Below are 22,022 nucleotides of genomic sequence, written 5' to 3' on the forward strand. Positions count from 1 at the left end.
TATCAAATTGACCATCACCCATGACCACCGGTTCTTCAAAATCGGCAACTTCTTCGTAAGTATCTTCTTCTGATTTCTTACGACGACGCAAACCAATCAGAACAAGCAAACCAATAAGCAAGGCACCGCCGCCGATCATAAGCTCATTGCGGAACTCCATGACCTGATCAAGAATGCTCTTATCCTTAGCTTTAGCCGCTTCTTCAGCGGCTAATAACTTAGCGATGCGTTCTTTACGAGCCTTGATGGCTTCCGCTTCAGCATTCGCTGCCGTTTCTGCGCTTGGCTCTACTGCCGCTTTGGACTCGGCTTGCGAAGCATAGTTATAGTCTTTAGCTGCTTCTGTTTCCGTCGTTGCGCTATGCGCAGACTTTTCTCCAACAACTGCAGTGGCAATTGCTGCGTTTGCAGGCTCAGAAACAACAGCATCAGTCACTTGGGGATTCACTTCAGCATTAGCTGCTTTAGTGTTTGAACCACCGATTTGCATACTAGCAAGTTGATCATCTTTTAACGCCACTAAGCGTTGCAAAGTATTAATCTGCTCTTCAAGTGCAGCTAAACGTTTGGCTAGCTCTTCGTTTTCACGACGACCTTTATCTAAATTTTCTAGCGCGATAGACAAGTCAGCTTCGATTGCATCTTGGCGACTTGTGACACCTCGACCGACTTCGCCACTAGCACCTTGCGCGTTTTTGTCGCTGCTTGGCGCTGTAACCAAACGGACTTCACCACCCGCTTCAGAAGCGCGAGAACCAGTACCCGAACTCTTACGACCGGTAGCATCAATTTGTGCCACGCCAGCTTTAATGGCTTGGTTCTGACGTGCTACTTCAGCAACCGCTTGTTGTGTTGGCACACCACGGATTTCATCTGCAGTTGGCACACGCAAAGTTTGATGCGATTTAAGACGATTAATATTGCCGTCAATAAAGGCACTTGGATTCGCTTCTTGTATTGCAACCATCATTTGCTGTGGTGACACCGCACGATCAGGGCGAGTTTCTACCGCAATCTGCCATAACGTGTCATTCGGCTGAACCTTGTATGTACCCGGCGCTGCAGCTTCATTCGCCCAACGGTTATAAGACGGCTGCGCACCAATCACCGGAGCACCAGCAGGTTGTTGCGAAGTCACTGCAGTAGTCGATGTCACTGCCGATGCAGGAGCGGCGACTAAGGGATTGATCGTAGTTTCCTGGAAGACTGGCGGATCTAGTAATACGGTATATTCCCGCAATACTCGACCAGCAGGCCAGTTCAGTTCTACCAAGAAATTTAAAAATGGTTCGTTGATCACATCTTTAGAAGTGACCACAACGCGGTTACCTTCAACCTTGAACTGAATCTTAGTTAAAAAGTAATAACGATCAACGCCTGCACGTTCAAAGTCATTGGCCGACGCCAGTGAGGGTTTAATTTCCCACTGAGTCAGATCACCTGCATCAACCAGTTGAATCTCTGCATTTAGCGGTTGATTGAGTGCTGACTTCAGAGTCATTTCACCCAAGCCTAGAGCCAGCAGCTCAGACGATAACGTCAGACCTCCAGCCAGCAGCAAGCTATTCGCAAGTAGGCGCTTCATTATTGCTTCCTTGTTGTCGTTTCAGGCGATTCGCTCGCCAGCGTTTTACTAAAACGGCTTTTTTATAGATATTCCTGACCCAGCTTACTTATCGATTCCATTCATAAGCAGTCGGTAGTATCAAATATAAAAGTAGTTTGCGCAATATTTTGCCCAGCTTAGCAGGGATAAAAGCGTGACGTATGAAACACTTAGAGAATTATTTCGAGAAAAGAGATCAAAAGCGGGGCTATGCCCCGCTCTTTTTTGCTTATTTTTTAAGCAGCATTAAGCAAAATGCGCAACATTCTGCGAAGTGGCTCAGCTGCGCCCCACAATAGTTGATCACCCACCGTGAACGCAGAAATGTACTCTGGCCCCATGGTCAACTTGCGTATACGCCCAACCGGAATACTTAAAGTACCGGTAACTTTCGCCGGTGTAAGCTCATGCATACTGGCTTCGCGCTCATTTGGTATTACCTTCACCCAATCGTTGTGGGCAGCCAAAATCGCTTCAATCTCGCTGACTGGAATATCTTTTTTCAGCTTGATTGTGATCGCTTGGCTGTGACAGCGCATCGCACCGACGCGCACACACAAGCCATCAATAGGCACTGGTTTTTCAGTCGTTCCCATAATTTTATTGGCTTCAACCTGAGCCTTCCACTCTTCACGACTCTGGCCAGAAGCCAATTGTGAGTCGATATAAGGGATCAAACTTCCAGCCAAAGGAGCGCCAAATTGTTCTTTTGGATAATCATCACTGCGGATAAATTCTGCCACCTGACGATCAATGTCCAAAATAGCCGTCGCTGGATCATCTAACTTGGCTTTTACATCGCTGTGAATAGCACCCATCTGGCTGATCAACTCACGCATATTCTGCGCGCCAGCACCCGAAGCCGCTTGATAGGTTTGCGGAGCAACCCACTCAATCAAATCTTTTTCGAACAAACCGCCTAATGCCAACAACATCAAACTAACGGTGCAGTTACCGCCGACATAGGTTTTAACGCCGCTCTGAATGCCCGCTTCGATGACCTTATTGTTCACTGGATCAAGAACAATGATTGCATCTTCCGCCATACGTAATGAAGACGCAGCGTCGATCCAATAACCATTCCAGCCCGCTTCACGCAGCTTTGGATACACGTCTTTGGTGTAATCGCCACCTTGGCAAGTAATGATCACGTCTTGCGCTTTTAACGCGTCAATATCGAACGCACTCAACAGAGTACCGCAATCTTTACCGGCGAAATCTGGAGCTGCCTTACCCGCCTGAGAGGTGGTAAAAAATACCGGCTCGATCAGGTCGAAATCTTTTTCTTCTTGCATACGCTGCATGAGCACAGAGCCCACCATACCGCGCCAGCCGACTAGGCCTACTTTTTGTAGAGACATGTTTAAAACCTTTTATCCTTATAGCAAAGCAGCAACAACTGCTTCGCCCATTTGTTCAGTGGAAACTTTTTCCATACCCGCCGACCAGATATCACCAGTACGTAAGCCTTGATCCAATACCTTGCTTACCGCCGCTTCAATCGCATCGGCTGCCGCTACTTCATTCAATGAATAACGCAACATCATCGCCGCCGACAAGATGGTTGCCAATGGGTTTGCAATGCCTTGGCCAGCGATATCCGGTGCCGAACCATGACATGGCTCGTACATGCCTTTGTTGTCTTTATCCAACGACGCTGAAGGCAGCATACCGATAGATCCGGTTAACATAGCTGCTGCGTCCGACAGGATATCGCCAAACATGTTCCCAGTAACCATGACATCAAACTGCTTCGGTGCACGCACTAACTGCATAGCGGCGTTATCCACATACATGTGCGACAACTCGACTTCAGGATACTCTTTACCCACTTCAATTAAAATTTCGCGCCACAGCACAGTCACTTCTAATACGTTGGCTTTATCCACTGAGCACAGTTTTTTATTGCGTTTCATCGCCGATTCAAATGCAACGCGAGCGATACGACGAATCTCAGATTCGTTATACACGTAGGTGTTATAGCCTTCGCGCTCGCCATTTTCTAACACGCGAATACCACGTGGCTTACCGAAATAAATACCACCAGTCAGTTCGCGTACGATCAAAATATCCAAACCGGAAACGACTTCTGGCTTCAAGCTAGAAGCATCGGCCAATTGCGGATATAAAATCGCTGGGCGTAAATTACCGAACAATTCCAAACCAGAACGCAGACCTAACAGGCCTTTTTCGGGACGTAATTCGCGATCTTCGAGGGTATCCCATTTAGGACCACCCACCGCACCCAATAGAATGGCATCGGCTGCACGAGCTTTGCTCATGGTTTCTTCTGGCAGCGGAGTACCGTGTGCATCGTAAGCTGCACCACCCACCAAACCATTTTCTAACACTAAGCCGAGGTTAAATTTTTCGTTCACGGTGTTTAAAACTTTCACCGCTTCGGTGACGATTTCTGGGCCGATACCATCGCCCGGTAACACAAGTATGTTTTTGCTCATTCTTTTCTCAACCTATATTTCTGTATTTTCAATTCTGTGCGGGCATATCCCGCTTTATTCGCTACGAGATTCAGGGCCTATCCGGCTTCATTCGCTGACCCGCCGTAAATCTGTCCCATCAATTCTTAGAGAGAGGCTCGAGCTGCGCCATCCATGGCGCAGACGGTCAGCTCACTGAACCCGAACACCCCCTTTATTCGATCTAAACCGAGATTAATAACCGACAATAAAAAACCGATATCAACCAGCGCCAAACAACCAAGGCGATTTTTCACGACGGTTCGCTTCATAAGCACGAATATCGTCGGCGTCGACTAAGGTCAAACCGATGTCATCCAAACCATTTAACAAACAATGCTTACGGAAGCTATCCACTTCAAATGGAATTTCTTCGCCGTCTGGTGTAGCAATCGTCTGCGCTTCTAAATTAACCGTCAGCTTATAACCTTCGTTCGCTTCAACCGCTTTAAATAAACGATCAACGGTTGCTTCGTCTAACACGATTGGCAACAGACCATTTTTAAAGCTGTTATTAAAGAAAATATCGGCATAGCTTGGCGCGATGATGGTACGGAAACCAAAATCTTCCAATGCCCAAGGCGCGTGTTCACGGCTCGAACCACAACCAAAGTTTTCACGAGCCAATAATACCGACGCACCTTGATAGCGTGGTTTATTCAACACGAAATCAGGATTCAGCGGACGACCACTGTTATCCGCATCCGGCTGGCCTTCATCTAAATAACGCAATTCATCGAATAAATTCGGGCCGAAACCGCTGCGTTTAATCGACTTTAAAAACTGCTTAGGAATAATCATGTCCGTGTCGATGTTGGCACGATCCATTGGGGCAACAATGCCCTCTTGTACAGTAAATGATTTCATTGTTATTCCCCTTAAAGTTCGCGAACATCGACGAAATGACCAGCAATGGCGGCTGCCGCTGCCATCGCAGGGCTCACCAAATGCGTACGACCGCCGTAACCCTGACGACCTTCAAAGTTACGGTTAGAGGTTGAAGCACAATGTTCGCCATTACCTAATTTATCCGCATTCATTGCTAAACACATTGAACAACCAGGCTCACGCCACTCGAAACCAGCAGCTATAAATATTTCATGCAGACCTTCTTCTTCAGCCTGAGCTTTTACTAAGCCAGAACCCGGCACTACCAATGCTTGCTTCAAAGTAGCCGCAACTTTACGACCCTTCGCCACTTCAGCCGCAGCGCGTAAATCTTCAATACGGCTGTTGGTGCAAGAACCAATAAAGACGCGATCCAATTGAATATCGGTAATCGCTTGGCCCGGTGTTAAGCCCATGTACTTATAAGCACGCTCAAAACCTGAGCGCTCCACATCATCTTTGGCGTCTTCCAGTGTTGGCACACGACCATCAATGGTGGTGACCATTTCAGGTGAAGTACCCCAAGTCACTTGAGGCTTAATATCTTCGGCGCGAATTTCGATCACTTTATCGAATACTGCATCATCGTCCGACACTAAATCTTTCCAAGCAGCGGTTGCTGCTTCCCACTGATGCTCGTTAGGTGCATACGGGCGACCTTTTACGTAAGCAGCAGTAATTTCATCGTAGGCCACCATACCCACACGAGCACCGGCTTCAATGGCCATGTTACACATGGTCATACGGCCTTCCATGCTCATTGAGCGAATAGCAGAGCCACCAAATTCCATCGCACAGCCGTTACCACCGGCGGTACCAATAATTCCGATCACATGCAAAACAACATCTTTACCTGTGATAGCGGCGCCAAGTTCACCTTCAACCTTGATAAGCAAGTTTTTCATTTTACGCTGAATCAAACACTGAGTGGCCATCACGTGCTCAACTTCAGACGTACCAATACCATGCGCTAAGGCGGCAAAGGCACCGTGCGTTGCCGTATGAGAATCACCACACACCACTGTCATACCTGGCAATGTCGCACCCTGCTCTGGGCCAACTACGTGCACAATACCCTGACGGATATCTTGCATTTTGAATTCGGTGATACCAAATTCATCGCAGTTTTCATCTAGGGTTTTAACCTGAATACGCGATACCGGATCTTGAATACCGGCAATGCCCGATTCACGTTCAAAAGAAGTCGTTGGTACGTTGTGATCTGGTGTTGCCAAGTTGGCATCCAAACGCCAAGGTTTACGACCCGCAATGCGTAAGCCTTCAAAAGCCTGAGGCGAGGTTACTTCGTGCAATAATTGACGGTCGATATAAATTAAGGCAGTGCCATCATCTCGTTCTTTAACAAGATGCTGTTCCCATAATTTGTCGTACAAGGTTTTCCCGGCCATGTGGATGACTCCTTCTATGCTCTGCGGGTTGCTATCACTGTGCACAGGATACCGCAGGCAGATAACAACTCAAATTCATATTATTTCTAGTTTGAATTCCAAATAGGAATACAATAAATTGAACGTATTCTAATGCGAGAATAGTTATGGATACGCAATCACTAAAAGCTTTCTTGGCTGTTGCTGGGCATCGTTCGTTTTCCGCAGCAGGGGAAGATCTTCATCTAACCCAATCAGCGGTAAGTAAGCGCATTCAAATGCTAGAACAGCAAATTGGCGTTACCCTATTCGACCGCCACAATCGCACCATTAGCCTTACGGAAGCTGGCCATAACCTGCTTCCGCGAGCACGGGCAATTCTTGATTTAGTGACTGATACCGAACTGCATCTGGTTAATATGGAAGGCGAAGTTAGCGGCTCTCTCTCGCTTGCAACGAGCCATCACATTGGTCTACATCGCCTGCCGCCCGTATTGCGAGAGTTCGTTCAACGTTATCCAAGTGCACTGCTCAATTTGGAATTCATGGGATCTGAGCGTGCCTATCAAGCCATAACATTACGCCAAGTTGAGCTCGCGTTAACGACATTAGAGGAAAGCGATGCCGAGGATGTGGCGCACATACCGCTGTGGCAAGACACCATGGTGTGCGTCTGCGCTCCAGACCACCGCTTAGTGCAGTTAGAGCACGTAACTCTAGAAGATCTCGCCAGCACGCCTGCGATACTGCCACAACCAGATACGATTACTTATCGTCTAGTCGATGAGGCTTTCCGCGAGCGCGGTTTAACACTCAATGCGCCAATGCCAACCAATTATTTAGAAACCATTAAAATGATGGTTTCTGTCGGCATGGGTTGGTCGTTGCTACCGCAAAATATGGTCGACAGCCAGCTCCATACTCTTGTTTGGCCAGGCACCTCTCCTATTCGCCACCTAGGACTCATCCATTTAAAACACCGCACGCTCTCTAATGCAGCGCGAGCCATGATTGAGTTGCTAAATGATCATTAACGCAAACGCTCTACGGCTAAACCCTAACAGTCATAATACATAGGCAATATTGACCCAACACAAGACGGCTTGATCGTGCTAGCGTTAAGGTAATTGAAATATTTTGAAGCTTGGGAGAAGGTTATGTTGGACATCAACCACATTTTAGTCGTACTGGATCAAGAACATCCCGAGCAATACGCACTCGATCGTGCTGTTTGGCTTGCCAAAGCAACCAATTCAGATCTCACATTAATGACTTGTGCGTGGGATACCTATGGTGATGATAACGCTCGTATCGACGAGGCAACGCGCCACAGTATTAAAGGTGCCCTGAGCCAACGTGCACAGAGCTGGCTCGATAGCCTTCTAGAAGATCGCGATGTCGCCAATGTTACCGTGCGCACCGAAGTTCACTGGCAAAAGCATCTTCACGACGGTGCCATTGAATCTATACGCAATACAGATTTCGATTTGGTAATAAAGGGCACTCAGCCACACACATTATTACAGCGAATATTTACGCACACCGATTGGAATTTAATGCGCCATTGCCCGGCACCGGTAATGTTGGTGAAATCGGCTACACCTTGGAAGCACAACCGTGTTCTTGCTGCGATCGACTCCACCTCGCGCGATACTGGCCATGAATTAATCAACGATAATATTTTATCCTTCGCTGAGCACTTGGCTGATCATTTTGAAACTGATTTACATTTAGCCAATGCCTATCCTATGGTTGCCGTCGCGTTTGCTATGGTTCCTGAAGTCACAGCGCCAGATGATATTCAACGATACATAACTGAACAGCATGAAGAAGGCTGTGCTGCATGGGCCAAGAAATTCAATATTGCCGATGATCATATTCATATTGGCGAAGGCGATACCGATGCAGTTATTGCCGATATCGCCAAAGAAACCGAAGCGGATCTTGTTGTTGTGGGCACTATCGGTCGTGGAGGATTAAGTGGAGTATTGATCGGCAATACCGCTGAAGCTTTAGTAGATAAACTCGAATGCGATATTTTAGTCATTAAGCCGCAAGATGGCGTACGCCCAGATATCTCTTAAGGAAGCCGGACATGGAAGCGCTCGCCGCAGGACGTTTGAAAGAAGAACTGGATGCAGCACTCACTCAGCATCCAAGAATGCAACTGTTGCTAGAGCGGGCGCTGCGGAGCGAGGCCGTAAAAACAGCGATTGTGCATCCGGTAACATTCAACTCGCTATCAGGCGCTTTGGCAGCACACAACTTAGGGCTCATCGAAGCTATTTTAGTAGGCCCAAAAGAGCGAATCACTCAATGTGCTGCCGAGAATAATCTCGATATTAGCGCCCTAGTCATACACGATAGTGAGCACAGCCATCACTCCGCCGAAGTAGCCGTGTCATTGGTACGACAAGGCGCCGTGAATGCGTTAATGAAAGGTGGTTTATCGACCGACGAATTGTTAGGTGCCGTCCTCGATAAAGTTAACGGTATACGTACCGAACGCCGCATTAGCCACGTATTTTATCTGGACATTCCGCTATATCACAAAGCCTTGCTCGTTACCGATGCGGCAATCAATATTCAACCGAGCCTGCGTGATAAAAAAGACATCGTCGCTAATGCCATAGATCTTGCTCACCATATTGGTATTGCTTGTCCAAAAGTCGCTATTTTAAGTGCCGTTGAAAAAGTAAACCCTGATATACCTAGCACCATAGAAGCAGCGGCTCTGTGTAAAATGGCAGACCGCAAGCAGATTATGGGTGGATTATTAGACGGCCCATTGGCCTTTGATAATGCCATTAACCGCGAGGCTGCATTAGAAAAAGGCATTGAATCTGAGGTTGCCGGTGATGCAGATATATTATTAGCACCCGACCTAGAGGCAGGTAATATCCTCGCCAAGCAATTAATGTACTTAGGTAATGCACTCGCAGCGGGTGTGCTTGTTGGGGCTAGAGTTCCTATTATTCTTACTAGCCGAGCAGAAAAAACCGCAGGACGAATATTATCTTGCGCTCTTGCCCAAGCAGCAGCTCAACCTCTAACAATATCGATTTAACGGCGTGATGCATTAAACCTCGTAATTTTACTGTGATTAGCTATCCTAGGTTAGTCGGAGTAGTTTATGCACCAAGACTTATCGTCGCGCTTCATGCCAGTGCATATTTTTTTGAACCATATTATTCCACTAGCGTCCCATACAGACGCACTCTATTTTCTAAATTTCATAAAAATCTTTCGCAATACGTAAAACGCTGATTTATAGGCTTATTTCTAATTTAAAAAGCAAAATACATAAAAAAATATTATTAATTGTTTTTTGGAACAACCATTGCAACGCACTGTTAGGCAGCAAATCGGCAAAGCAAATACATCGTTTTTACGAATACAATTTCGTGAATTCCAGGCAGGAGACGCTTTATGTCGAACGACTGGCAAGACACAATTAAGTTTGCGCAGAATTTCCGACGTGAACTGCACCGCAATCCAGAACTATCTTGGCAAGAACTGCAAACAGCCAATACCGTTCGCGAAGCCTTAACTGAGCTTAATATTAAGTGGCGCGTGTGCGCGACTACCGGCACGGTTGCCTATATCAATGAAACTGGCACAGCACCGGCTATCGCTTTGCGTGCCGATATAGACGCCCTACCAATAGTAGAAGAAACCAATAAAGAATGGACATCCAACAACCCCGGATGCATGCACGCCTGCGGTCACGACGGCCACACAGCCACATTAATCGCCACGGCGCGCTGGTTAAAACAACATGAAGCCGAACTCGAACGCCAAATAGTGCTTATTTTTCAGCCTGCTGAAGAAGGCGGACATGGCGCTCGCGAAATGATTAAAGATGGCGCATTAGAGGGCGTTAGTGAAATTTATGGCTGGCACAATTGGCCGGCCATGCCATACGGTACGATGGCCTGTCCGGATGATATTGTAATGTGTGGTAATGGCACCTTTACTATTCGTTTAATCGGTAAAGGCGGTCACGCGAGCCAGCCTGAAGCCTGTGCCGATCCGCTACTCGCTGCCAGTGCAGTAACCATTGCCCTGCAACAAATTTGCAGTCGTCGTATCGCACCACAACAAACAGCAGTAGTCAGTGTGACTAAATTTCAAAGCGGCGATGCACTAACAGTGACGCCGCAATACGCCGAACTTGGCGGCAGTATTCGTGTACCCGACGAAGCAACTCGGACTCTGATTAATAATTTAATTACCGAAATTGCCATACAAACCGCTGGTGCTTATGGCGTTAAATGCGAGGTCGAACACACACCCCGCTACAGCGCGACCATTAACCATGAAAAACAAGCGACAACAGCGCGCTTAGTCTGGTCGCAATTGTATGGCGACACCGGCTTAGCGCATGGCCAACCAACCCCTATTATGGCCTCTGAGGATTTTAGCTACTATTTAAATGCCATTCCTGGCGCATTTGCGCTGATGGGCAGTGATGATGGCAAAGGCCATAACATGCCCTGCCACAGCCCTTACTACGACTTCAACGACCGCTTAATTGCTGACGTTTGTCGCTGGTTTTGCCGCTTAAGCGGTATGCGGACACCACCCTAGCCCCAGCCTTTTTTAAAACTCGCTTTAACACGATATTTTTTAAAAAAGGAAATCTTATGACTATTTTCGAACAGCGCGAATCTGCGATTCGTGGCTACAGCCGCGTATACCCTGTTGTTTTTGATAAAGCTCAAAATGCCCGTCAAACAGACGATCAAGGCAAAGAATACATCGACTTTTTCGCTGGCGCCGGCGTACTCAATTTCGGCCACAACAACCCCTTAATGAAAGAAGCCATGATTGATTATTTGCAAAGCGATGGCGTGCTTCATAGCCTCGATATGCAAACCAAAGCCAAAGCTGAATTTATGCAGGCATTTACCGACATTATTTTAAAGCCTCGAAATATGCCGCATAAAATGCAATTTATGGGGCCAACCGGCACCAATGCGGTAGAGGCAGCAATGAAATTAGCGCGCCGTGCCACAGGCCGCACAGAAATTCTAGCCTTCAGTCGCGGCTTTCATGGCATGACCTTAGGTGCACTTGCTGCAACGGCAAATCAATATTTCCGCGGAGCCGCTGGCGTGCCTTTGAATCACGTCAGTCATACTGCATTCGGCTGCGAAAAACCTTGCGTAGGCTGCAAGCAAAACTGTGGTTTAGATAGCTTAGAAGCGTTACGCAATCGCTATCTTGATCCGTCTAGCGGCCTAGCCGCACCGGCTGCCATTTTACTAGAAACCATTCAAGCGGAAGGTGGTGTCAATGTTGCCGGTAAAGAATGGATTAAAAAAGTCGAAGCGCTGGCCAAAGAACTCGGAGCAGTATTAATTATCGACGATATCCAAGTCGGCTGTGGCCGCACAGGCTCGTATTTCAGCTTCGATGATCTCGATATTGAACCGGGTATCGTGTGTTTAGCCAAAGGCATTGGTGGCGCAGGAACGCCCATGGCAATGAATCTCGTGCATCCGGATTTAGATAAGCTTTGGTCTCCCGGCGAACACACAGGTACTTTCCGTGGCCAAAATTTGTCGTTCGTCGCCGGTAAAGTGGCTTTAAGCTACTTTAAAAACGATGAATTAATGAGCGAAGTAAAACAAAAAACAGAGCAAATGAAAGAAGCCTTACAGCCATTATTAAAGAGCGACGGCAGCCTGCAATTACGCGGTAAAGGCATGGTCATGGGGTTGGATGTCGGTAGTGGCGAGCGAGCGTCGGCGATTGTGCAAAAATGCTTTAAAGATGGCCTCATTATCGCCGCCTGCGGTACCGGCGGACGGGTATTAAAACTGATTCCACCGCTCACTATTCCACAAGAGGATCTCGTCGCTGGCTTAAATATTTTAATAAGTGCCACTCGCTCAGTGATGGAGGAAGCAGCATGATTAAACGTGATGATATGACCTTTCCGGCAGAAGAATATGAACGACGTTTAGGTGACTTACGCGCTCGCATTGCTGAGCGGCATTTAGATGCAGTCGTGATTTCTGATCCAGAAAACATTATGTACTTAACCGATTACCAAACCACGGGGTATTCCTTCTTCCAAGCCTTAGTCGTACCGCTGGAAAAAGAGCCGTTTATGATTACCCGTGCGTTGGAAGAATCTAATGTCATCGCGCGTACTTGGGTCGAGGTTACCCGCCCCTACCCAGATACCGGCGATGCCATCCAAATGCTGGTCGATGCCCTGCGTGAATTTGGTTTATCGAATAAGCGTATTGGCTACGAGCGCAATAGCTATTTCTTTCCGGCCTATCACCAAGATGTGATTCGTACCACGCTCAAGGATGGCAAATTACTCGATTGCTTTGGCATTGTTGAAGAAGGTCGAGTATGTAAATCGGCGGTTGAAATCGAATTAATGAAAAAGGCCGCCTTCGCGACCGAGGCCGGTATGGCGGCAGGTATTGCAGCCTGCCATGCAGGCGCTACCGAAAATGAAATTGGTGCGGCGATAAGTGCAGGCATGTTCTGCGCTGGCGGCGAGCCACCGGCGGTCATGCCCTATGTAACCTCTGGCCCGCGCACTATGATTGGTCATGCCACATGGGAAGGCCGGGTCATTCAACCCAACGAGCATATATTCTTAGAAGTCGGCGGTTGTTATCGCCGTTACCACACCGCCATGATGCGCACCGTCGTATTGGGTGAGTTATCCGATTCTATGTACAAAGCTCAAGAAACTATGAAGCAGGCATTAAATGCCGTGCATCGCATGGTGCAACCCGGCATGACTGTATCTGACGTCGATAATATGGTGCGCAACATTATTACCGACAATGATATTGGTGCTCGTTTAATTACTCGCTCTGGTTACTCCATCGGCATTGCCTTTCCACCAAGCTGGGACGAAGGCTACATCGTCAGCTTAAAACAAGGCGAATCGACGGTATTAAAAGAAGGTATGACCTTCCACGTAATTCCTTGGATGTGGGGCGTTGATGGCGATAAAACCTGCGGTATTTCCGATACTATTTATATTACCGATGACGGCTGCCGTTCATTCTTCGATATGGATCGCGACTTTAGCGTCAAGCCAAATGACGCTGAAAAACCCCAGTTAATAGGCATAAACGATATTAAAATGCCAAAATCGGAACCAACAAAACCTGAACCTATCGAACTATCTACTCCCAAAGAAAACGCTAAATCAGCAAAGAAAAAAGGAGAAAGCTATGTTAACTCCTAACAACCCAACCACGGGAGAGGCACTTCCCATCTTCCCGTCCTTAGATGCAACAAAAGCTAAACGCATTATTGGCATGGCGGTTACCGCCGCACCATTATGGGCAGACACGCCTATTGCCGAGCGCGCCGATGCATTGCGCCGCGTCGCCAAATGCCTACGCGATGCCAAACATGAATTAGCTCGTTTGATGGCCGAAGAAATGGGAAAACCGCTACGCGAAGGCCTAGCCGAGGTCGAAAAAAGCGCAGGATGCGCAGAGTACTATGCCGATAACGGCGCGCAGTTTTTAGCCGCAGAAACGCTCGCCTCTGACGCCTCACACAGTTATGTTAAATATCAGCCACTCGGCACAGTGTTGGGAATTTTGCCTTGGAATGCACCAGTATGGCTAGCGTTACGCTTTATGGCACCCGCACTGATGGCGGGTAATACCTGCATTATGAAGGCCGACCCGAATGTCCCGCGCACCGCAGTTGCCTTAATTGCTGCATTCCATGAAGCGGAATTACCCGGTGGCGTTGCACTGAATCTGCCAATCACCACGGATCTTATTGGCGAAATAATTGATCATCCCGGTATTAAAGCCGTGTCGTTCACCGGTTCGAGTAATGCCGGCAAAAAGGTTGCCGCGCGCGCCGCAGCAGGCCTTAAACCCGCCGTTCTCGAACTGGGTGGGTCTGACCCCTGCATCGTACTGGCGGACGCCGATTTAGAAAAAGCGTGCGATATTATTACCCTATCGCGGCTAATTAATGCTGGCCAATCTTGCATCTCGGTAAAACGCGTTATCGTCGAAGAGGCTATTTACGACGATGTATGCGAACGCCTATATCAACGTTTTAGTCAAAAAACCTTAGGCGACCCGCGCAAAGAATCTGACTCCCTAGGGCCGATTGCGCGCAAAGATTTACGCCTTGGTTTGCATGATCAAGTGAAACGCACCATAGATGCAGGCGCCCGTTGCTTGTGCGGCGGAGACCTGCCCCAAGGCGATGGCTTCTTCTACCCAGCAACCTTGCTACTCGACGTCATGCCCGGCATGGCTGCCTTTGATGAAGAAACCTTCGGGCCGGTACTGGCGGTGAGTAAAGCGCGTGATTTAGACCACGCACTGGAACTGGCCAACACCACCGCTTACGGGCTTGGGTCGAGCATTTGGACGACCGACGAAAATAGCATTGAACGCGCTATTTATACGCTGCAAGCGGGTCAAGTCGCCGTGAACGGCATTGTAAAAACAGACCCTCGATTACCCAGCGGCGGTATTGGACTGTCCGGCTACGGACGCGAACTTGGACCCCAAGGGATTCGTGAATTTGTGAATGTAAAACAAGTTTGGATCGCGTAATTTTCACTTAACATTCAGCCCTGAAGAATAAATAGGACATCGGGGCTGTACCCCACCCCCTCTGGCTTTTATGCTAGACGTCTCTTTTGCTGATTTCGCTGCCAACATTTAATTGCCTATGTCTAAACGCCTATTACTAGTCGCCCATGCTCCTTCAGAAAATTTACGCCGCTTAGTCGAAGCTATGTCCGATGGTTTTGAAGAAGCTGAATGCGACGACGTAAGCTGGGAAGTAAAATCGCCCTTCGATACCGACGCGTACGACGTGATTACCGCTCAGGCGATTGTATTGCTAACACCTGAGAATTTAAGCTACATGAGCGGCGCGCTAAAAGATTTTTTCGACCGTGTTTACTACCCCTGTTTAGAAGTTACCCAAGGCTTACCGTGCGCAGCTCTGATTCGTGCAGGGCACGATGGCACAGGCACCCAAAATGCACTATCGACTATAACGACAGGTCTAAGATGGCGCTGGGTTCAAGATCCGATTATTTGCCAAGGCGAATGGCAGGATGATTTTTTGCACCAAGCACGGGAATTAGGAACCGCGATGGCGATGGCCCTCGATCAAGGCATTATTTAATTCGAGCATGAATTTTGGGCGTAAAAAAACCGGGCAAGCCCGGTTTAAAAGGGGGAGCAATCAGTAGCTAGTCAGAGAAATCAAACAACGACTAACTGCGATGTAAGAGCAATCGCTTGATCCAAAAGTTCCCATGGCGAATTTTAAATTGCATTTAAATGATTCGGCGCACACCTTTTTTAGTTAACATTTCCTCTATTTCCGCCAAGCAAGCAGGATCGTCAATTGTTGACGGTGCAACATACTCCTCACCGTTCGCAATGCTGCGCAACACTTTACGTAAAATCTTACCTGAACGAGTTTTTGGTAAACGCTGCACCACAATAGCGTGATGGAAACTTGCCACGGCGCCGATTTGATCACGAACCCGCTGAATTAACTGTAATTCAAGTTCATCATCATCAATCATAACGCCATCTTTTAATAACACTAATCCCATAGGCTCCTCGCCTTTAAGATCGCTGTTTTGACCAATAACAGCGCATTCAGCAACCGCATCATGCCCTGCTAGAACTTCCTCCATTTCGCCGGTAGACAAGCGGTGACCCGCGACATTAATAATGTCGTCGGTACGCCCCTGCACAAACAAATATTGTTCGTCATCTAAATAACCACCGTCACCGGTGATGTAATAGCCCTTATAGGTATTTAAGTAACCTGATTCAAAACGGCTATGATCACCCCAGATCGTTGGTAAACACCCCGGCGGCAAGGGTAATTTAATCGCGATACTGCCCTGTTCATTGGCAGCAACCGGTTTACCTCGGGAGTCTAAAATTTCGACATTAAATCCTGGCGAAGGTCGCGTAACCGACCCTGCTTTTACCTTAGTTAATCCCAGCCCTACATGATTACCTGCAATTGCCCAACCGGTTTCTGTTTGCCACCAGTGATCAACCACAGGTTTCTTCAGATGCTCAACAACCCACTCATAGGTCGGCGGATCAAGGCGCTCACCCGCCATAAAAATCGTCTTGAGTTTACTTAGGTCGTATTTCTCGGCGAGCTTACAATCTGGGTCTTCTTTACGAATCGCACGAAATGCTGTCGGCGCAGCGAACAGCCCCTTAACACCGTGTGCTTCACATACTTTCCAAAATGCACCAGCATCTGGAGTTCTTACAGGCTTACCTTCATAAAATACGGTGGTACAGCCCGCCAACAATGGCGCATACACAATGTAAGAGTGCCCAACCACCCAACCAACATCCGATGCCGCCCAAAACACATCACCAATGTCCATATCGTAAACCGAAGTCATGCTGTATTTCATTGCAACGGCGTGGCCGCCATTATCGCGTACGACCCCTTTAGGCTTGCCAGTCGTGCCCGAGGTATAAAGCACATATAGGCTATCGGTAGACTTAACGGCAACACAATCGGCGGGAGTGACGTTATGCACGGCCTCTTCCCACGTAATATCCATATGAGGGACAAGCTCACATTGACACTGCTCTCGCTGGACGATAATGCAGGTTTCAGGTTTTGCCGTCGCCATTGCGATTGCATCGTTCAAAATCGGCTTATAGGGAATGATCTTATTGACCTCAATACCGCACGAAGCCGACACAATGACTTTAGGTTCGGCATCATCAATTCGCACAGCCAACTCGTGTGGGGCAAATCCGCCAAACACCACAGAATGAATCGCCCCCAAACGCGCACAAGCCAACATAGCGATAGCGGCCTCTGGAATCATGGGCATGTAGATAATGACGCGATCGCCCTTGCCAACGCCTTGGCGCTTTAGCCCTCCGGCAAAATGTGCAACCTCTGCGGTCAGCTCTTTGTAGCTATAACTACGCTGATTGCCGGTAACAGGCGAATCGTAAATTAACGCAGTTTGCTCTCCACGACCCTGTAGTACGTGATAATCCAACGCTAAAAACGCGGTATTTAGCTCGCCATCGGCGAACCAACGGTCAATGCCATTTTCATCTTTCGAAAGAATCTTAGTCGGTTGCTTAAACCACTGAATTTCCTGCGCTTGGCGCTTCCAAAACGCTTGTGGATGCTCCAGCGCTTCGCGATATTCTTCTTGATAACTCATAAACACCTCCGTTCGTATTATGACCTTACGCTAGGTGCATGCAGTTGAGTATTCGACCAAAGATAGTGTTAACTATGCCACGTTTTCGCTAACTCCTGTTTACGCCGCTGGCACTCCGCCAAGATACGGGTTTTGTCATCGACGCTGGCGTTGTGCCAAGCTAGGATTTCGGCAAGCGAGCGACCACAACCAACACAGACATCGTTGGCATCTAAGCAGCAGTTACGAACGCACGGACTGCCAATTTGGGAAGTATTGTCAGTAGGATCAGACATCGACATCCTTCTACAAGAAAAAGCTCGACAGTTAAGATCACTTGAGACGGCGACGAGGTCAAGCGCATCAGAAGTACAATCCAAATAGTTCTAATTAATCGAATGATATCCTCGATATAACTCAATATTCGTTCGAATTAATAAGCGATATTCTCATCAAATACTAAATCTACCAATCAAACCGAGGGCATCCAAATGATCTACTTACGTCCAGCTAAACAACGTGGTGCAGCCAACTTTGGTTGGTTAGAAAGCAATCACAGCTTCTCGTTTGGTAACTACTATGACCCCAAACACATGGGTGTTTCGGTGCTTCGCGTCATCAACGACGATTTCGTTATCGCTGGCGCGGGTTTCCAAGAGCACGGCCATCGGGATATGGAAATTATTTCCTACGTACTTGAAGGCGCAATTGAGCATAAAGACAGCATGGGCAATAGTTTCGTAGTACCCGCTGGCGATATACAGCGCATGAGCGCGGGAACTGGCATCACCCATTCAGAGTTCAACAACTCTAAAACAGAGGCCATGAAGTTTTTACAAATCTGGATTACGCCTAATAAAACCGGCATCAAACCTAGTTATGAACAAAAAGCAGTCGCGCAAAATGGCACCCTGACCCCGCTGGTAACAGCCGATGGGCGTAAAGGCAGCTTAATGATGCATCAAGATGCTGCGATGTATCGCTTAGTTCTTCAACCAGGTGAAAACATCGCACTTGATAGCGGCGAACGAATTGGCTATCTGCACATAATATCCGGCAGTTTGACGGTAAATAGTAACCAACTTATACAGGGGGATGCGCTAGGCGTTAAAGACGAAATATTGGAAGTGCTAAATACCGGTAATAGTGAATTGACGGCATTGTGGTTTGATTTACCACGAGGAAATTTTCCAAGCTAAATTGGCTACAGAAATTACGTTGAATTACGCGCGTGATAAGACCAACTCAAAAATATAGGGCACCTAAGTCTGAGAGATCTTAGGTGCCCTACACCATCAATCTCGCTCGTGCGTAGGAATAACAAGAATTGGACACTTCGATTTATGTAAAACCCCTTCACTAACACTTCCCACAAGAAGCCGATACATTGCTCCGTGCCCGTGCGTTCCTATAACAATCATGTCGGCATCAAGCTTTGTCGCTTCAGCTAGAATTGTATCCACCGTCACGCCTTGGATAAGAAGTGCCGTGGTATCTAAACCGGTATTACGAAATCTATCGGCAATCGCCTGAATTTGACGATGCTCTTGATGAAATTTCTTCGACATATTATCGCGAACGGTTTGCGGACCTATGTCCATCCCTACGAAATCAGGATCAGGTGCAGCAACGTGTAAAAGCCATACCTTTGCAGAGAGCGACTGAGCGATTTTTTCAGCCTCTGACAGTACTGTTTCGCCAAACTCCGAAAAATCCACAGCAACCATTATCTTCATAATCTCCCCTTAACTCCCCTTTTAGTTTGAACTGCCTTCATCTGAAGATCGCGACAGTAAGTACTTAGAGAGCGATAACATATTAAAAAAGAACCATTACCAAAATTCTTCAAAAGCATGACCCTGACGCTATCAGACTTCGCAACCATCACGTATGGCATTTTGGGCATTTTTTCTTAACTGATACCAATAAAAACAAAAATGGTAGTTACAAAAGACAAGTTTAAAACCCTGCATCGTCAACACATCGGGCTTGAACACAGTAAGCATAGTATTAAATACTTTGGTACATATTGACTAAGATCAGAGGACGCAATATCGGGACGTTCACAGCAGCGATCGCCCCCTATGCAAATCATCTAACCACAAATCATTATTTGATCGTGGTTAAAGCCCCAGCTCGGTTAAGCCCTGATGGTCATCCGGTCGACGCCCAAGCGGCCAATGAAATAAACGCTCATCTTCGCTGATGGCCACATCATTAATGCTGGCATGACGCGCTTGCATTAGCCCTCTTTCATTAAATGCCCAATTCTCATTACCATAAGAGCGGTACCATTGCCCTTGATCATCGTGCCATTCGTAAGTAAACCGTACCGCGATATGATCGTCACTGTATGCCCACAACTCTTTAATCAACCGATACTGATTTTCTTTTTGCCACTTGGCGGTTAAAAAAGATACGATCTCTGCTCGGCCTTTTAAAAATACATCTCGATTACGCCACTGACTATCTAAACTGTAAGCGGTCGAAATTTTTTCTGGATTTTGCATATTCCATGCATCTTCTGCCATGCGAATTTTTTGTTCCGCTTGCTCTTTACTAAAACTAGGTAATGGTTCACGAATATCTTCTACAGTTAAATCAAAATTTAACATAACAATTCCTCAATGGTTTTTTACTAAATATCTAACACCAAACTATTGGTACCCTGCGAGACACAAGGACACATAAGTTTCTGCTGAGTTTTTTCATTGTCGCTTAGGCACTGATCAAAATGCTGGATAATACCTTCGCGCCCACATGGATGATGATTTCTACAATGTCTAGAGAACTAGGGGCGACTCACCATGATCTTGCCTTCACGATATTCTTTTCGCCATCGTGACAGCATAAACGGATGTATGTCGAGAGTAACGGCGACTTCTTTAACCTGAACACCTTCAATCAAACTTAACTGAACGGCTTTAACTTTGAATTCATTTGAGTACAGCCACGTCTTTCTGGGCTTTGTGTATTTTGGCATTGGACACCTCATCTGTTAGATGTTGGTGTCCGTTAAATCGGGGGAAGATCAGTTTTCATTAGCTCGATCATCAAGGATGAACTTCCTTAACATCCTTTCGCTACGCATGACATAAAGGACATACACAACATCTTTATCGACTCGATAAAATATTCGGCAAGGGCCTACAATGAGCTCCCTATACCGCGAATCACTGATCTCAATTGGTACTCTGCCGGAATCGGGAAATTCTTTTAAGCGCTTTACGGATTCAAAGATATTTTGAACTAACCTTTTTGCTGCACTTGGTTTGTCCAAGGCAATGTATTCAGCTATTTCATTGATATCTTCAAGCGCAGGCTCAGTCCATTTTATTTGAGCCATTTACTCATTTTCTCTTCTGCTTCCGATTCAGAATAAGTACGCCCTTCAAAGATCGCAGTTTCTCCACGAGCAATGCCCTCAAGAATACGCATTCTATCTTGCATTAGTTCATAGTCTTCGACGTCAACAAGATACGCAGACGGTTGACCGTGCTCTGTAATTAACACGGGCTCTTTTGAGGTATGAAGGTCAGCTAGTATCTTAGTAGCTTGCCTTTTTAATGTAGTTACAAGTTCTGTTTTCATAAGAGTGATACTATTCTATCACTTTCTAGGTTGCAACGACTTTTTACGGTTAACGTACGTATTTGCGGCGAAATGAGCGCCAGCGAAATTGAGTCCTTGGCCCACCTGAGTGGAACGAAGGGATTTTGGGCCGTTGCAACATACGCTTGTTATTTGTAAGCGCTCAAACAACCCCATCTGCCAATTAAATAACCGCCAGTTCTATATTTTCCGGCAGCAGTTTTTCAATATCGTCCACCGTTTCACAGTGCGGTAATCGCGTCAGTACCGTACGTAAATACGCGTAAGGTTCGAGTTCATTCGCTTTGGCGGTTTCTATTATGCTGTACAGCATGGCGCTGGCTTTTGCGCCACGTTGGCTATCGCTAAATAACCAGTTCTTGCGCCCAATCGCAAACGGTCTGATGGCATTTTCGATTGGGTTGTTGTCGATATTCAGTCGGCCATCGCTGATGTATACCGTGAGCTTGTCCCAGTTTTTATCGAGGTATGCTAAGGCTTCGCCCGTTTTTCCTTTTGGTAGGGTTTGTTGCAGCGCTTTGTCCAACCAGGCTCTGAGTTTATTAAGCTGAGGCCGACTTTTTTCTTGTCGGATTTTGTGTTTTTGGGCGGCTGTTTGTTCTTTGATGCTAGCTTCGATGGCGTAAAGCCCTTTGATCATGGTGATCGCCATATCGGCTTTGCTGACTTTCCCTTTGGGACTAGGGCTGACTTTTTGCGCATCGATAAATTTACGCCGAGCATGAGCCATGCAGCCCAGCGCGACGATACCTTCTTGCTGCCCAATGCGGTGATAACCCGCGTAATCATCAGTTTGCAGGTAGCCTTGATAGTCACCTAATAGTGAGGCTGCAACGTCGGTACGTCGACTACTAGCGTAATCA

Annotated in this window: 21 protein-coding genes and 1 pseudogene; 9 read left to right on the plus strand and 13 right to left on the minus strand. The window is 47.1% G+C overall.

From position 1 onward, the window contains the following. From UXZ23_RS12245 to leuC, 5 genes are all read right to left on the minus strand, one after another. On the minus strand, positions 1–1,585 hold a 1,585-nt coding region (locus UXZ23_RS12245; protein WP_320820849.1), incomplete at its 3' end, for a FimV/HubP family polar landmark protein. 257 nt (positions 1,586–1,842) lie between these two features. Further along, positions 1,843–2,967 (minus strand): aspartate-semialdehyde dehydrogenase, encoded by a 1,125-nt coding sequence (gene asd, locus UXZ23_RS12250; RefSeq protein ID WP_320820850.1) that lies wholly within the window; start codon positions 2,965–2,967, stop codon positions 1,843–1,845. An 18-nt stretch (positions 2,968–2,985) separates the two neighbouring features. Then, positions 2,986–4,065: a 3-isopropylmalate dehydrogenase gene (gene leuB / locus UXZ23_RS12255; RefSeq protein ID WP_320820851.1), complete on the minus strand. Its 1,080-nt coding sequence runs from the start codon at positions 4,063–4,065 to the stop codon at positions 2,986–2,988. 240 nt (positions 4,066–4,305) lie between these two features. After that, positions 4,306–4,950: a 3-isopropylmalate dehydratase small subunit gene (gene leuD / locus UXZ23_RS12260; RefSeq protein ID WP_320820852.1), complete on the minus strand. Its 645-nt coding sequence runs from the start codon at positions 4,948–4,950 to the stop codon at positions 4,306–4,308. An 11-nt stretch (positions 4,951–4,961) separates the two neighbouring features. Next, positions 4,962–6,380 (minus strand): 3-isopropylmalate dehydratase large subunit, encoded by a 1,419-nt coding sequence (gene leuC / locus UXZ23_RS12265; RefSeq protein ID WP_320820853.1) that lies wholly within the window; start codon positions 6,378–6,380, stop codon positions 4,962–4,964. Positions 6,381–6,526: 146 nt separating this feature from the next. Between leuC and UXZ23_RS12270 the strand changes: the two genes are divergently transcribed. The 8 genes from UXZ23_RS12270 (at position 6,527) to UXZ23_RS12305 (ending at position 15,518) form a co-directional block, all read left to right on the plus strand. Continuing rightward, a complete protein-coding gene (locus UXZ23_RS12270; RefSeq protein WP_320820854.1) occupies positions 6,527–7,393 on the plus strand; it encodes a LysR family transcriptional regulator in 867 nt (288 codons plus the stop codon). A gap of 123 nt (positions 7,394–7,516) precedes the next feature. After that, complete coding sequence (gene uspE / locus UXZ23_RS12275; RefSeq protein ID WP_320820855.1) at positions 7,517–8,443, plus strand: universal stress protein UspE; 927 nt, start codon at positions 7,517–7,519, stop codon at positions 8,441–8,443. A gap of 11 nt (positions 8,444–8,454) precedes the next feature. Then, a complete protein-coding gene (locus tag UXZ23_RS12280) occupies positions 8,455–9,426 on the plus strand; it encodes a bifunctional enoyl-CoA hydratase/phosphate acetyltransferase (RefSeq protein ID WP_320820856.1) in 972 nt (323 codons plus the stop codon). 362 nt (positions 9,427–9,788) lie between these two features. After that, a complete protein-coding gene (gene doeB2 / locus UXZ23_RS12285; RefSeq protein ID WP_320820857.1) occupies positions 9,789–10,949 on the plus strand; it encodes a N(2)-acetyl-L-2,4-diaminobutanoate deacetylase DoeB2 in 1,161 nt (386 codons plus the stop codon). A 56-nt stretch (positions 10,950–11,005) separates the two neighbouring features. Continuing rightward, the gene (locus tag UXZ23_RS12290; protein WP_320820858.1) at positions 11,006–12,280 is read left to right on the plus strand and encodes an aspartate aminotransferase family protein; all 1,275 of its coding nucleotides are present in this window, start codon (positions 11,006–11,008) and stop codon (positions 12,278–12,280) included. Beyond that, positions 12,277–13,587 carry an ectoine hydrolase gene (doeA, locus tag UXZ23_RS12295; RefSeq protein WP_320820859.1) on the plus strand — a complete coding sequence of 437 codons (1,311 nt, stop codon included), beginning with the start codon at positions 12,277–12,279 and terminating at the stop codon, positions 13,585–13,587. Before UXZ23_RS12290 ends, doeA begins: the two co-directional genes overlap by 4 nt. After that, positions 13,574–14,935, plus strand: coding sequence for an NAD-dependent succinate-semialdehyde dehydrogenase (locus UXZ23_RS12300; protein ID WP_320820860.1), 1,362 nt, complete (start codon positions 13,574–13,576; stop codon positions 14,933–14,935). Before doeA ends, UXZ23_RS12300 begins: the two co-directional genes overlap by 14 nt. A gap of 118 nt (positions 14,936–15,053) precedes the next feature. Then, on the plus strand, positions 15,054–15,518 hold the full coding sequence (locus UXZ23_RS12305) for a flavodoxin family protein (protein ID WP_320820861.1): 465 nt from the start codon (positions 15,054–15,056) through the stop codon (positions 15,516–15,518). Between the two features lie 154 nt (positions 15,519–15,672). Here UXZ23_RS12305 and UXZ23_RS12310 read toward each other — a convergent pair whose 3' ends face one another. Both UXZ23_RS12310 and UXZ23_RS12315 read right to left on the minus strand, forming a co-directional pair. Beyond that, positions 15,673–17,568 (minus strand): propionyl-CoA synthetase, encoded by a 1,896-nt coding sequence (locus tag UXZ23_RS12310; protein WP_320820862.1) that lies wholly within the window; start codon positions 17,566–17,568, stop codon positions 15,673–15,675. A gap of 68 nt (positions 17,569–17,636) precedes the next feature. Next, on the minus strand, positions 17,637–17,843 hold the full coding sequence (locus UXZ23_RS12315; RefSeq protein WP_320820863.1) for a DUF1289 domain-containing protein: 207 nt from the start codon (positions 17,841–17,843) through the stop codon (positions 17,637–17,639). A gap of 195 nt (positions 17,844–18,038) precedes the next feature. Between UXZ23_RS12315 and UXZ23_RS12320 the strand changes: the two genes are divergently transcribed. Then, complete coding sequence (locus tag UXZ23_RS12320; RefSeq protein WP_320820864.1) at positions 18,039–18,746, plus strand: pirin family protein; 708 nt, start codon at positions 18,039–18,041, stop codon at positions 18,744–18,746. A gap of 96 nt (positions 18,747–18,842) precedes the next feature. On the opposite strand, the gene UXZ23_RS12325 is transcribed toward UXZ23_RS12320, so the two are convergent. From UXZ23_RS12325 to tnpC, 6 genes and pseudogenes are all read right to left on the minus strand, one after another. Then, on the minus strand, positions 18,843–19,283 hold the full coding sequence (locus UXZ23_RS12325) for a universal stress protein (RefSeq protein WP_320820865.1): 441 nt from the start codon (positions 19,281–19,283) through the stop codon (positions 18,843–18,845). Between the two features lie 387 nt (positions 19,284–19,670). Next, positions 19,671–20,162, minus strand: a complete 492-nt coding sequence (locus UXZ23_RS12330) for a nuclear transport factor 2 family protein (protein ID WP_320820866.1) — start codon at positions 20,160–20,162, stop codon at positions 19,671–19,673. Between the two features lie 191 nt (positions 20,163–20,353). Beyond that, positions 20,354–20,530 (minus strand): annotated as a pseudogene (locus UXZ23_RS12335) (transposase); the annotation flags it as partial. A 48-nt stretch (positions 20,531–20,578) separates the two neighbouring features. Beyond that, on the minus strand, positions 20,579–20,893 hold the full coding sequence (locus UXZ23_RS12340; RefSeq protein WP_320820867.1) for a type II toxin-antitoxin system RelE/ParE family toxin: 315 nt from the start codon (positions 20,891–20,893) through the stop codon (positions 20,579–20,581). Further along, positions 20,881–21,138: a type II toxin-antitoxin system Phd/YefM family antitoxin gene (locus UXZ23_RS12345; protein WP_320820868.1), complete on the minus strand. Its 258-nt coding sequence runs from the start codon at positions 21,136–21,138 to the stop codon at positions 20,881–20,883. The genes UXZ23_RS12340 and UXZ23_RS12345 overlap by 13 nt, the downstream gene beginning before the upstream one ends. A gap of 184 nt (positions 21,139–21,322) precedes the next feature. Next, positions 21,323–22,022, minus strand: a 700-nt coding sequence (gene tnpC / locus UXZ23_RS12350) for an IS66 family transposase (RefSeq protein WP_320820869.1), incomplete at its 5' end; no start/stop codon positions are given.

Origin of the sequence: Thalassolituus sp., from assembly GCF_034111725.1 — a bacterium.
In the GTDB taxonomy this organism is placed as follows: Bacteria; Pseudomonadota; Gammaproteobacteria; order Pseudomonadales; family Oceanobacteraceae; genus Thalassolituus.